Origin of the sequence: Marinobacter sp. S0848L, assembly GCF_023016065.1 — a bacterium.
In the GTDB taxonomy this organism is placed as follows: Bacteria; Pseudomonadota; Gammaproteobacteria; order Pseudomonadales; family Oleiphilaceae; genus Marinobacter.
In genome coordinates this window covers 13,630-26,914 of the sequence record NZ_JALKAQ010000002.1, presented here as the reverse complement: position 1 = coordinate 26,914, position 13,285 = coordinate 13,630, and the positions used below count along the sequence as shown (strand labels likewise).

Below are 13,285 nucleotides of genomic sequence, written 5' to 3'. Positions count from 1 at the left end.
CGTTTGTCTACGGCCTGAAGAATTTCGTTCAGAAGCCGGAGCGGCAGCAGTATACCGACACTGATTAATAGATTGAACGCCGAATACCCAATCATTACCGGGCCCGGCGTGAGACAAACTCCCGACATACAGGGCAGACCCCAGAGTGGCTGTTACCTCCTCGGGAGAAGAAAAAACCGACCGGGAAACCGTCGGACGGGAACATCACGAAGAATCACTGCCACGCAAAACCGGGCCGTCAGCTTACCAACACGACGTGAGACCTAGGAGTTTGTGTGAACCTGAAAACGGATATTATGCGTCAACAGACACTCACCCTATTCGATCTTTCTCTGCCGTCAGGCAGCCGAAGAATCAGCGGTGGTTTCAGACATACAGGGTCAAAACCCGAAAAGGTATGACTCGTCTGGCCGCCGGCCTGCCCTGCTAATTCAGGGCCCGCGGCACGCACATCCCGATTCGCTGATGCGAACGTCTCCGGTTTCCTGTCTTAACAAACGACAGGAACTCACTTTTCCCATGAAAAGAATGCTGATCAATGCAACTCACCCTGAAGAGTTGCGCGTAGCACTGGTAGACGGCCAACGACTGTTTGATCTGGACATCGAGTCCAGCACCCGCGAACAGAAAAAAGCCAACATTTACAAAGGCAGAATCACTCGCGTAGAGCCCAGCCTGGAAGCGGCGTTCATCGATTTTGGCGCCGATCGCCACGGTTTTCTGCCCCTGAAAGAAATCTCCAAAGAATACTTCAAGAAGTCTCCCAGTCAGATCGAAGGCAAAATCAACATCAAAGATGTGCTTTCTGAAGGCCAGGAAGTCATCGTTCAGGTTGACAAAGAAGAGCGCGGCAACAAAGGCGCAGCCCTGACCACCTTTATTTCTCTGGCCGGTCGTTATCTGGTGCTGATGCCCAACAACCCTCGCGCAGGCGGCATTTCCCGTCGAATCGAAGGCGAAGACCGCGCTCAGCTAAAAGAAGCGATGAATGGCGTTCAGGTACCTAAATCTATGGGTATCATCGTTCGCACCGCCGGCATCGGTCGCACCACCGAAGAGCTGCAGTGGGACCTTGATTACCTGGTCCAGTTCTGGGAAGCCATCACTCAGGCCGCCGATGAGCGCAAAGCTCCTTTCCTGATTCACCAGGAAAGCAACCTGATTATCCGTGCCGTGCGCGACTACCTCCGTCAGGACATCGGCGAAGTACTGATCGATTCGGAAAACGTCTACGAAGACGTGCTGAGCTTCGTTCGCGCTGTCATGCCAACGTTTGAAAACAAGATCAAACTGTACAAAGACGAAATCCCTTTGTTCAGCCGCTACCAGATCGAAGGCCAGATCGAGACGGCCTTCCAGCGTGAAGTCAAACTGCCTTCTGGCGGCTCCATTGTTATTGACCCAACCGAAGCGCTGGTTTCAATCGACATCAACTCGTCGCGTGCCACCAAAGGCCACGACATCGAAGAAACTGCCCTTCAGACCAACCTCGAAGCCGCCGAAGAAATCGCTCGCCAATTGCGCTTACGCGATATGGGCGGCTTGATTGTCATCGACTTCATCGACATGACACCGGCCAAGCACCAGCGCGAAGTTGAGCAGAAGATGCGTGAAGCGCTGGAAATTGACCGCGCCCGCGTGCAAGTTGGTAAAATTTCTCGCTTCGGCCTTCTCGAAATGTCCCGCCAGCGCCTGCGCCCCTCACTCGGTGAAACCCGCAGTGAAGTATGCCCACGCTGCGAAGGCCAAGGCACCATTCGAGGCATTGAATCTCTGGCGCTGAGCATCATGCGCCTGATCTACGAAGAATCCTCCAAGGAGAAAACTGCAGAAGTACGCGCTATCGTGCCGGTTTCTGTAGCAACCTTCCTGCTGAACGAGAAGCGCAAGCAGCTGGCCGACATTGAAGCCGGTCAAGGCGTATCCATCGTGGTCGCTCCGGTTCCCAATATGGAAACCCCGCACTTCGAAATCATTCGTATGCGTCAGGACGAAACGGCACCCGAGCACATTTCCAGCCACCAGGTGGCCCACGAATACAACGAGCGTGAAGAAGAATCCGTTGTTGAAGTGACCAGCACCGAAAAGCCTGTACGTGAGCAAGCCGCGGTTAAAGCCATCCGCCCTGCTCCTGCCCCGGTCGCCAAAGCGGCAGCCAAAGCCGAACCGGTAGAATCCGACGAAGGCTCGTTCCGCAAACTGTGCAAGAAAATCGCCAGTTTCTTTAGCGGCGAAGCTGGAACCGACTCTGGCGACAAGCAAGCGACAAAGAGCGCCGGCAACAACCGTCGCCCGCAAGCTCGCCCGGACCGTCAGGATCGCCGGAAATCACGGGTAGCACGTGATGACCAGCGCGGAGGCAACCGCAATGGCAACGAACGTCGCCAGAACAACCGCAACCGTCCTAACCGGAACGACGACCAGAACCGCGGTGCTCAAGGTCGCCAGAATCAGCAAGACAAACCGGCTGACAACAAGAGCAACGACAACCGCAGAGACGGCCGCAAAGACGGTCAGAACCGCGGTCAAGGGCGTAACCGTCCGCAGCGCGATGCCAAAGATCAAAAAGATCTGAAGGACCAGAAGGACAACCAATCCAATCAGAAAGGTCCATCAAATGACAAATCCGGCGATGACAAGCGCCGCAAGCCACGTCGCCAGCGCAATCGTGATGGCTCTCCTGCGGAAACGCCGGCATCCACACCCGCCGCCCGTAAAGCAGAACGTAGCGACAAGCATCAGAAAGATACGCAGCCAGAAAAGGCCGTTGAAGAAAAAACCTCTTCAGCACCACAAGCTGCGGTAGCAACCGACGCGAAAGCCAAGGACGCTAATGCTCAGCCTCAGGTCAAACAGCCTGCGGAGCAAAGCCCGAAAGCCGAAGAGAGCAAGCCTGTTGCTACTGAGCCGAAAGCTGAAACAGCCAAGCCCGAAGCCAAAGAGCAGGATACTGCACCCAAGGCAAAAGAAGAGGCTAAAGCGGACGAGAGCAAGCCAGAGAAGCGCAAACCTGCCTCTCGTCAGCGCAAGCCTCAGGCCGCAAAGGAAGCCAAAGCGGAGCAAACCAGCGAAGCGCCTAAGGCAAGCGAACCTGTAGCCGATAGCAAGGACAAGGCAGGCGGCAAGCTGGCAGAAACTACCACAGCAGAGGCAAAACCTGCCCCTGAAGTGAAAGCCGGCGAAGCTAAAGCGCAAGCACCTGAGGCCGAAGCCCCGAAAGCTGAGAAAGCTGAGAAAGCTGAGAAGGCTGAGAAGGCTGAGAAGGCTGAGAAGCCAGCGGAAGCGAATGAAAAGCCAAAAGCAACCGTTAAGGCTGACCCGAAGCCTGAAGCTGAAGCTAAAGTTGAGACCGAACCTAAAGCAGAACCCGCGAAAACGGAAGCGCCCAGCGCTGTTGATGTGCCGGTAACGCCAGGTCGCGCTTACAACGATCCAAGAGAAGTCCGTAAGCGCAAGCTTGCAGCCGAAGCAGCCAAAAAGGCCGAGGATAATTGATTATGCTGACCAATTCCGACATCGAAGCACTGGAAGACATCCTCTTTGCCGAGCCTTGGGGCGATGAAGCCCTGGACTTCTTCGGTCTGCACGGAGCCGTATGCGCCAGCGTGATCGGGCCGGTCAACCTGCAGGTGGAAGACCTCTTCCGCCTGGCCACAGGTTCCGACACTCTGCCCGACGGCAAAGTGCCCGAGGTTTTCGCTCAGTGCGTTAGCAGTCTCACCCGCGACATGACCCAGTCTCTGGACATGGGTCATGCGCTGGAGCTTCCTGAACCCGAAGACGGCGACCCGATGAACGCACTGGAAAACTGGTGTGCGGGCTTTGTCGAAACCTTCCTCGAAAACGAAGACAAGTGGATGGAAGAAGCCGGTGAAGAGGAAGTGGCCGATTTGATGGTGCCCATCCTGACTCTGTCAGGATTGTTCGAAGACGAAGACTTCCAGCGCGCCCGTGAAGATGAGCAGGTGGCCAGCCGAATGGCTGAGGCCATCCCGGACTCACTCACCGACCTGTATCTGTTGTTCCACGCGCCGGAGTAAACTACCCGCGAACAGGTTCACGGAAATGATGCCAGACGGGCTCCAGCCCCTCTGGCATTTTTGTTATGCGGCCAAGCTCACACCAGCCCGCTCCCGGGAAATGAAAATCGCTGCCCTGAGAAGCTAGCAAGCCCTCCCGCCGGGCCAGTTCAGCCACAAACCCCAAATCCCCGCTCGACTGACTGGCGATTGACACCTCAATAGCACGCCCTCCCGCTTTACCGAAATCGTGCACCAATTCTCGCAACCGGGTAGCGGACAGCTTGTATTTTCGCGGATGCGCCAAAACCGCAATACCGCCAGCATCGTGAATCCATTGCAGCACTTCATTCAGCTCAGGCCAACAGGCCTTCACATCGCCGGGCTTGCCGGCTCCCAGATGACGCTTAAAGGCATGAGCCACCTTCGGAACCACTTCGGCATCCACCAAGGCCTGAGCAAAATGCGGGCGTCCCGGCACATCACCACCGGCCAAAGCCGTTGCCTTTTCCAGCAACGAATCAACTTTAAGGCGGGACAGCTTATCGGCAATCATCCGGGCGCGCCGCCACCGATTCTCGTTCTGAATCGACAGGGCTTTCAGAAAAGCCGGACTGGTTTCGTCAAAATCGAGCCCAACCACATGAATGGTGTAAGTTCGCCATACACAGGACAACTCCACACCGTTGATCAACGTCAGCCCGCCGGCCCCGGCCGCTTCTTTGGCTTCCGGCAGGCCGGAAATCGTATCGTGGTCTGTCAGGGCAAGATGACTCACACCCTTTTCAAGGGCACGGGCAACCAATTCTGCCGGCGCAAGCGCGCCATCAGAGGCGGTGCTATGACAATGCAGATCAATGCATGGTTTTGGGTCTTGAGGTATAGTCACAAACCAATCCTGATAATAATGTGGCAACCAGTGTATCAGCCTTGTCCGGCACGCCCTAACACTGGCCTAAACAACATTGGAGCACCCTATGTACTACGCAATCATGAGCGAAGACGTACCCAACAGCCTGGCACTCCGTAAACAGGCCCGCCCGGCACACCTTGCCCGGCTGGAAGCCTTGAAAGCCGAAGGCCGTTTGCTCGTGGCCGGCCCGCACCCTGCCATCGACACAGAAGACCCCGGCGACTCCGGCTTTACCGGCAGCCTGGTCATTGCCGAATTCGACTCTCTGGAATCCGCACAAGCCTGGGCCGATGCAGACCCCTATGTTGAGGCAGGTGTTTATCAATCGGTTACCGTAAAACCGTACAAAGTGGTCTTGCCTTAACCTTACCGAAATCCTTCAATATAAGCGGCAGCACACAGTATGAGCGGATTGTAACGCGGGACTGCTTGAATACAGGTCAAGCTGTGACAAAATTGCTGCCTTATATAATCTAACTATCGTCAGACTCAGGGAATGCAACCAGTGACACCGCTCCGCCTTGCTCTCAGCTTTCTTATTATCTTCAGTTCCATTTCCGTAGCTCAGGCGCGAACCGTATGGGTTGACGACCAACTGTACCTTCCCGTTCGATCAGGTGCCGGCACTCAGTTTCGTATCATCGAAAACGCTGTGCCAACCGGCACACCACTTGAGCTGATTGAAACTCAAGAAGGATATTCGAAAGTTCGCACCCCCAAGGGTACGGTTGGCTGGGTTTCCTCTCAGTACATCAGCAAAACCCCGGTCGCCAAAGATCAGCTTGCCCGTGCCACCCGCGAGCTTGAAAAGGCAAAACAAGACGTCGCGAGCCTTCGTGAACAGTTATCAGCTGTTACTGAAGAGCGTGACACCCTACAAAGTACCGAAAACAACTTGTCCAGCCAGACCAAAAACCTGCAAGATGAACTCACCAAGATAAAAAGCATTGCTTCCGACTCGATCAACCTGGAGCGTCGCAACAGGGAATTGCGGGAAGAAAACCAGAGATTGCAGAACGATCTGGAAATACTCACCGCCGAGAACGAACGATTGGAAGCAAGCCGCGACTCTGATTTCATGCTCTTGGGAGCAGGCTTGGTGTTCGGCGGCGTGCTACTGGCGCTGATCATCCCCATGCTCAAGCCAACCCGGAAAACCGATAACTGGGCCTAAACCATGAAAGACTATTCGGAAAAGCGCGATTTCTACCGGATGCAGGTCAACAGCACCATCCAGATCACCGACAGCAAGGGTGAAACCATCACTGGAATCTGCCAAGACCTCAGCGCGGCGGGTATGCAGCTTCAGGTAGATCGTCCTTTTCCGGTTGGTGCCGAGGTGAAAACCGTTATGGAAGCCGCCGGGGACCAGTTTCCGCCCCTCGAAACCGTGGGTGAAGTTTTACGCTGTGCGCCAGGCGACACCGGGTATACTTTGGGCATCAACATACTGGAAGTCCGCTAACCTTCGCGGGCACAAAAAAACGGCGACCTGATGGGTCGCCGTTTTTGTATCTACCGTGAAACCCCTGGCTTACACCAGAGGTTTCTCCGAGACGATAATGCCGTTGTTATCGGCATAAACGTACTGGCCCGGATGGAAGGTCACGCCGTGGAAGGTCACCGGGATATTCAGGTCACCAATGTTGCGCTTTTCCGTTTTGCGGGGCACCGTGCCGAGCGCCTGAACGCCCAGTTTGGTTTGACCAATCTCGTCCACATCACGAATGCAGCCATAGATAATCAGTCCAGCCCAGCCATTCTCGGCAGCCTTCTCCGCCAGCATGTCACCCAGCAAGGCGTTGCGCTTTGACGCCCCGCCATCAACCACCATGACGCGGCCGTTGCCCGGCAAGCCCACCTGCTCTTTCACAACCGAGTTGTCTTCAAAACATTTCACGGTGACAATTTCACCGCCGAACTGACGAATACCGCCGTAGTTATTGAAGCCAGGCTCAACCACCTGCACTTCCGGAAACTCATCGCACAGATCCGGAGTAATAATGTTGCTCACGCTTTCGTTCTCCTTTCCCGTTTTCAGTTCAGTCGATTTTTTCGTCAGCCAGGAAGAACCAGGTATCCAGAACGGAATCCGGGTTCAAAGAGACCGTATCGATGCCTTCGTCCATCAGCCACTTGGCAAGATCCGGATGGTCGGACGGCCCTTGGCCACAGATACCGATGTACTTACCGGCCTTACGGCAAGCCTGAATGGCGTTAGATAGCAGTACCTTAACCGCGTCGTTACGCTCGTCAAACAGGTGCGCAATGATACCGGAGTCACGATCGAGCCCCAACGTCAGCTGCGTCAAATCGTTCGAGCCGATCGAGAAGCCGTCAAAGTGCTCCAGGAACTGCTCGGCCAGAATCGCGTTCGCAGGCAGCTCACACATCATGATCAGGCGAAGGCCATTCTCACCGCGCTTCAGGCCGTTCTCAGCCAGCAACTGGACGACTTGCTCAGCTTCACCAACGGTCCGCACAAACGGAACCATCACTTCAACGTTGGTCAGCCCCATTTCATCCCGCACTTTCTTGAGCGCACGGCATTCCAGCTCGAAACAATCACGGAAGGTTTCCGAAATGTAGCGAGACGCGCCACGGAAGCCCAACATCGGGTTTTCTTCGTCTGGCTCGTACAAGGTGCCGCCAATCAGGTTGGCGTACTCATTGGATTTGAAGTCCGACAGGCGAACAATCACCTTCTTCGGCGCAAACGCAGCCGCGAGCGTCGAGATACCTTCAACCAGCTTGTCGACATAGAAATCCACTGGCGAACTGTAACCGGAAATACGCTTATCTACGGTCTGCTTGATGTCGCCCGGCAGGCCGTCGTAGTTCAGCAGTGCCTTCGGATGCACACCGATCATACGGTTAATGATGAATTCCAGTCGTGCCAAACCAACGCCTTCGCTGGGCAGGGACTGGAAATCAAACGCACGGTCCGGGTTGCCCACGTTCATCATGATTTTGAACGGAATGTTGGGCATGGAATCTACAGTATTTTCACGCAGTTCAAAATCCAGAGCGCCGTCGTAGATAAAGCCAGTGTCGCCTTCGGCACAAGAAACCGTTACGTTCTGGCCGTCTTTCAGCTCTTCGGTGGCATCGCCACAACCCACAACTGCCGGGATACCCAATTCGCGGGCAATGATCGCCGCGTGGCAGGTACGGCCCCCACGGTCCGTCACAATGGCAGACGCACGTTTCATGACAGGCTCCCAATCCGGGTCTGTCATGTCTGTCACCAGAACATCGCCGGGCTGAACCCGATCCATTTCGTTAATGCTGGTGATGATTTTGACCGGGCCGCTGCCAATCTTATGGCCGATACTGCGGCCCTCAATCAGAACCTTGCCGGTTTCTTTCAGCAGGTAACGCTCCATCACGTTGGCGGAAGCGCGGCTCTTAACGGTTTCCGGACGGGCCTGAACAATGTAAATCTTGCCGTCGTCGCCGTCTTTCGCCCACTCGATATCCATCGGACGCTGGTAATGCTTCTCGATGATCATGGCCTGCTTGGCCAATTCTTCTACTTCCGCATCGGTGATGGAGAAGCGCGTGCGCTCTTCCATGTCCACCTTCACGGTTTCAACAAACTTACCTTCACCGGGCTCTGTGTGGTAAACCATCTTGATGGCTTTGCTGCCCAGGTTACGACGCAGTACCGCAGGGCGGTTGGCCGCCAAGGTGGGCTTGTGGACATAGAACTCGTCAGGGTTTACAGCGCCCTGAACCACAGTTTCACCCAAGCCGTAAGACGACGTGATGAAAACAACGTCACGGAAGCCGGATTCGGTATCCAGCGTAAACATAACGCCACTGGACGCGGTTTCACTGCGCACCATTTTCTGAATACCGGCAGACAGCGCAACCAGCTTGTGATCAAAGCCATGGTGAACCCGGTAAGAAATAGCGCGGTCGTTAAACAAAGAGGCGAACACTTCTTTGACGGAGGTGCGTACCTGCTCAAGGCCAACCACGTTCAGGAAGGTTTCCTGCTGGCCCGCAAACGAAGCGTCTGGCAGATCTTCGGCGGTTGCGGACGAACGCACGGCCACAGCCATGGCGTCGTTTCCGGCGCGAAGATTTTCGTAGGCTTCCTTCAGAGCGTTTTCAAGCGGCTCGGGGAAGTCGGTATCAATAACCCATTGACGAATCTGTGAGCCAACCCGGGCCAACTCATTTACGTCGTTTACATCCAGCGCATCCAGAGCCTGATCGATACGATCTTTCAGCCCGTCTGTCGCCAGAAATTCTCGGTATGCATGTGCTGTAGTGGCAAAACCGCCTGGGACGGTAACACCTGCATTGGCCAGATTACTGATCATTTCACCGAGGGACGCGTTCTTACCCCCAACACGGTCAACATCGGACATTCCTAGGTGGTCAAACCAGATAATGTAATCTTCCAAAGCGTGGTCTCCCTTGTATCTTGAGTGGCGCGGAGTCTCGAAACTGGCGAGTATAATACTGTAAGCTGCGGAAATTACCTAGGGAACCGCCTCAAAACCTGAGTGGATGAAACCATGAAAAGAACTGCTTTTTTTATCTCGGACGGCACAGGCCTAACCGCGGAAGCGCTGGGACACGCGCTCTTGGCCCAGTTTGAAAAGATTGAATTTGAACGCATTACCGTGCCGTATATCGACGATGAAGAAAAGGCCCGGGAAATGGCTAAGCGCATCAATACCGCCGCCGAAATCGATGGCGAACGGCCTCTGGTGTTCGACACCATCGTAAACAGCGCTATTCGCGAGATCGTAAGCGGTGCCAAAGGATTCATGGTGGACATCTTTGGCACCTTCCTGAATCCGCTGGAACGCGAGCTGAACTCGTCGTCCTCTTACTCCGTCGGCAAATCCCACGCCATCGACAACGTGAGTAGTTATGAACGCCGGATCCACGCCGTGAACTTCGCGCTGGACAATGACGACGGTGCCAGAACCCGTCACTACGATGAAGCCGATCTTATCCTGATTGGCGCATCCCGAAGTGGTAAAACACCCACCTGCCTGTATCTGGCACTGCAATACGGCATCAAGGCGGCAAACTATCCGATCACCGAAGAAGATCTGGACGATCAGAAAATGCCAAGTGCACTGCGGCCCCACAAGCAAAAACTGTTCGGGCTGACAATCCAGCCGGAACGCCTGGCCACCATCCGTAACGAGCGTCGGCCTAACTCCCGCTATTCGTCCATGCAGCAATGCATGCATGAAGTGGAGGAAATCGAGCTGATGTACAAACGGGAGCGCATTCCCTATCTGAACACCACGGCCTACTCGGTTGAAGAAATCTCCACAAGGATCATGGTGTCAACCGGGCTCAAGCGTCATCGGTAAACCGCCCAACAAAAAGGGTGGGCGACGCTCGTCCCCCACCCTACCTTTACTTCGCACTTCAGATTTACAGCTCCTGAATACTCAGGCCCAGCTGTTCCGCCACGCCTCGATTATCCGGGCTGGTGATGACCGCCACACTGGCACCTTCCGGCTTCAGCCAGGTATCGGCTACCCGGCGCATTTCATCCAGCGTTACGTTCAACACCCGCTCGCGGAACCGGGCGCGCTGCTCGGGGGTACGACCAAACAGATTGTTGTGGAACGCATGTCGCGCCGCTCCAGCCGGAGAGTGCGGACGGTCCAGCTGGCCAATCACGCCCAGAATTGCTTCTTCCAGCGCTTGCTCGTCGTGCTCTTCCGTGCGCAACCAGTTTAGCGCCGCATCAAAATCATCCAGAGTTTCCGCAAAGCGCGGGTCGCGGTAGGAGAAGAAGCGGAACACACCGTTCACGCTATCCTGCCCGGCACCACCACCGTAGGCACCGCCCTTCTCACGAATCGCCCGATGCAGGTATCCGTTGCGCAGGAAGCCACCCAGCACCGTCAAAGCAGCGGCATCCGGGTGGTCAACGGCAACCGTTGCATAGGCTTTGGCACAGAAATTCACCTGTGTGGAGGTCAGCCAGGCTTCTTGCGTTTTGTAGCTCACCGGCTGCATTGACCAGTCGCCCTCAACCTGAGTTTCGCCACTTTGCCAGCAGGTTTTCACGCTATCCAGCATAGGTGCCAGCTGCGCCTCTTCGCCAATCAACAGGAACTGACGCCCCTGCTTGCGAATCTTTTCGTGCAACGCTGCAAGGCTGTCACAGAACTGAGCGAGCGCGGATGCATCATTCAATGACTTGTCGAGCTCCTTAGTGCCTCGAATGCCCGCAAGGCCACCCAGGCGGAAGCTTAACCAGGAACCGGGGCTCAAACCTTGGGCAGCTGCCCCCATAGCCAAAGCATGACCGCTGCCCGTCACGGCCTGCTCACGACGCGCACGTACCTGCGCAATGATCTCCCGAACCCGATCTTTTTCGTCAAACCGGGCACCGGTGTACACGTCTTTAAGCAGCTGCGTCAGCGCACCGCTGTTACGGGCCAGCGCTTTACCGCTGAAAATCAGATAGCCGGACATGGCCTGAACGTCGTCGATCTTCCCTTTAGCAAGGAACGAAGCACCGATACCGCCAGATTCCGCCGAAATACGATCCTGCATTTGCAGGTAGTCCAACTCGCCACACCCGACTTCGGAAATCAGCGTGGTGTAGTAAGGCAACAGCAACAACTCTTCCTCACTCAATGCCGGAACAGGCAACACAATTTGCTGGTAGACCAACCCGTTGGTGCCGCGGGCATAGAGAGTGGCGCCGGTTTCGGCGTCGAATTTGCCTTCCGGCTCTGGCATTTGCAACGGCACATCGGACAAACCTACCTTGGGCAGGACCGAGTCGTCGTCCTTACGAAGCTGTCGTTCTTCCAGAGCTTTTGCACGCTCCACAATCAGCTTCACTTCTTCATTGGTGAGGCTGGCTTTACGTTTGGCCAATGACTCTCTCAACGCGGCTTGATGGGCGCCTTCCAGCTTTTCATCCGGGCGCAGGGTCAAGGTAACCCGGTGCGGGTTTTCCAGCAGCTTGCGGCGAATAAGGCCCGGCACATACTCCGGATCTTTGATTTTTTCGCGCAGCGTGGCCAACACAGGTTCCAGATCCAGCAACTCAACCGGATCGCCTCCATGAACCATCGGCGAAATGGACTGCATGATCAGCTGCAAACCATACGGAAAGCCGTCGCCGGCAATTTCGCGCTGGTGCAATTCCAGCTGGTGAAGAATGGCTTCGAGCCGTTCCGGGCTTACCCCTTCTTCCACTACTTTCGCCAGTGTCTCTTCAACCAGAGCTTCCAGATCCTCGCGCCGGCCCGGCTCACTGCCTTCAATGCCGCACACGAACGTCATTTCACGGTTAGAGTCCTCAAGCCCGCACATAGGCGACGGCGCATGGCCAATGTCTGTGGTTTCCAGTGCCCGCATCATGGGCGACGCACTGTTTTCAAACAGCACCGATGCCAGCAACTGAGCTTCCAGGTTCTCCTGCAGATCAAAGCTGTGCCCCAGCAACCACCCCATCACAATGTGGGTTTTGCTCTCGATGTCTTCGCCCTCACTGATCGCGTAGCCCTGCTCTACGCGCACTGGAGAGAACATGCGCTTTTCATCGTGCACCGGCAGTTTGATATCCTGCCGCTCGAACCGTTTCAGCGCGAGCTCTTCGAATTTTTCATGATGCTCATGGGCGGGAATATTCCCGTAAGTCGCGAAAATCGCGTTGCTCGGGTGGTAATGGTGGCGGTAAAACTTCACCAGATCGTCGTAGCTCAGGTCCACAATATGATCGGGCTCGCCGCCACTGTTGTAATGATAGGTCGTGGTCCGGAACAGGTGGCTGGACAGGTTCTGCCAAAGCTGCGAGGTGGGCGCACTCATCGCGCCTTTCATTTCGTTATACACCACACCCCGATAGACCAGGTCACTGTTTGGGTCATCCGGCTTTTCGAACTCTAAACGGTGCCCTTCCTGGGCAAAATCCAGCGGATCAAGCTTGGAGAAAAATACTGAGTCCAAGTACACCGTGAGCAGATTATCGAAATCCTTCCGGTTCATACTTGCAAAGGGGTAGGCCGTCCAGTCGCTGCTGGTGAACGCGTTCATGAAGGTGTTCAGCGAACGACGAATCATCATGAAGAACGGATCACGCACCGGAAAACGCTCACTGCCACACAACGCTGTGTGCTCCAGAACGTGAGCCACCCCGGTGGAATCCATCGGGAAGGTACGAAGGGCGACGAAAAATACGTTCTCTTCGTTATCTGCCGCCAGATGCAAATGACGCGCACCGGTCTTTTTGTGGCGATATTCCTCAACATCCAAATTGAGGGTGCTAATCCGGTGACTGCGAAGTTTCTCGAAAGCCGGATGGATTACGTTGTCTGTCACTGCCGCCATTAAAACGATCCTATGCATT

Annotated in this window: 10 protein-coding genes; 6 read left to right on the top strand and 4 right to left on the bottom strand. The window is 55.3% G+C overall.

The annotated features are described in order from the left end of the window. Nucleotides 1-519 precede the first annotated feature (519 nt). Nucleotides 520-3,495 carry a ribonuclease E gene (gene rne / locus MWU64_RS03200; protein WP_247060877.1) on the top strand — a complete coding sequence of 992 codons (2,976 nt, stop codon included), beginning with the start codon at nt 520-522 and terminating at the stop codon, nt 3,493-3,495. Between the two features lie 2 nt (nt 3,496-3,497). Beyond that, a complete protein-coding gene (locus tag MWU64_RS03195; RefSeq protein WP_247060875.1) occupies nt 3,498-4,040 on the top strand; it encodes a YecA family protein in 543 nt (180 codons plus the stop codon). Nucleotide 4,041: 1 nt separating this feature from the next. On the opposite strand, the gene MWU64_RS03190 is transcribed toward MWU64_RS03195, so the two are convergent. Continuing rightward, nucleotides 4,042-4,908, bottom strand: a complete 867-nt coding sequence (locus MWU64_RS03190) for a PHP domain-containing protein (RefSeq protein WP_247060873.1) — start codon at nt 4,906-4,908, stop codon at nt 4,042-4,044. Between the two features lie 88 nt (nt 4,909-4,996). Here MWU64_RS03190 and MWU64_RS03185 point away from each other — a divergent pair, with 88 nt between their 5' ends. The 3 genes from MWU64_RS03185 to MWU64_RS03175 all read left to right on the top strand — a co-directional run bounded on the left by MWU64_RS03185 (nt 4,997) and on the right by MWU64_RS03175 (nt 6,397). Further along, complete coding sequence (locus MWU64_RS03185) at nt 4,997-5,296, top strand: YciI family protein (RefSeq protein WP_247060871.1); 300 nt, start codon at nt 4,997-4,999, stop codon at nt 5,294-5,296. Between the two features lie 141 nt (nt 5,297-5,437). Continuing rightward, nucleotides 5,438-6,106 (top strand): TIGR04211 family SH3 domain-containing protein, encoded by a 669-nt coding sequence (locus MWU64_RS03180; RefSeq protein ID WP_247060869.1) that lies wholly within the window; start codon nt 5,438-5,440, stop codon nt 6,104-6,106. A gap of 3 nt (nt 6,107-6,109) precedes the next feature. After that, nucleotides 6,110-6,397 carry a PilZ domain-containing protein gene (locus MWU64_RS03175; RefSeq protein WP_247060867.1) on the top strand — a complete coding sequence of 96 codons (288 nt, stop codon included), beginning with the start codon at nt 6,110-6,112 and terminating at the stop codon, nt 6,395-6,397. Nucleotides 6,398-6,466: 69 nt separating this feature from the next. Here MWU64_RS03175 and rraA read toward each other — a convergent pair whose 3' ends face one another. After that, nucleotides 6,467-6,946 (bottom strand): ribonuclease E activity regulator RraA, encoded by a 480-nt coding sequence (gene rraA, locus MWU64_RS03170; protein ID WP_114333427.1) that lies wholly within the window; start codon nt 6,944-6,946, stop codon nt 6,467-6,469. Between the two features lie 28 nt (nt 6,947-6,974). Further along, nucleotides 6,975-9,347 (bottom strand): phosphoenolpyruvate synthase, encoded by a 2,373-nt coding sequence (gene ppsA / locus MWU64_RS03165; RefSeq protein WP_247060865.1) that lies wholly within the window; start codon nt 9,345-9,347, stop codon nt 6,975-6,977. Nucleotides 9,348-9,461: 114 nt separating this feature from the next. On the opposite strand from ppsA, the gene MWU64_RS03160 reads away from it, so the two are divergent. After that, nucleotides 9,462-10,277 carry a pyruvate, water dikinase regulatory protein gene (locus tag MWU64_RS03160; protein WP_247060856.1) on the top strand — a complete coding sequence of 272 codons (816 nt, stop codon included), beginning with the start codon at nt 9,462-9,464 and terminating at the stop codon, nt 10,275-10,277. 64 nt (nt 10,278-10,341) lie between these two features. Here the strand turns inward: MWU64_RS03160 and MWU64_RS03155 are convergent, their stop codons facing one another. Next, complete coding sequence (locus tag MWU64_RS03155; protein ID WP_247060854.1) at nt 10,342-13,266, bottom strand: insulinase family protein; 2,925 nt, start codon at nt 13,264-13,266, stop codon at nt 10,342-10,344. Between the last annotated feature and the right edge of the window lie 19 nt (nt 13,267-13,285).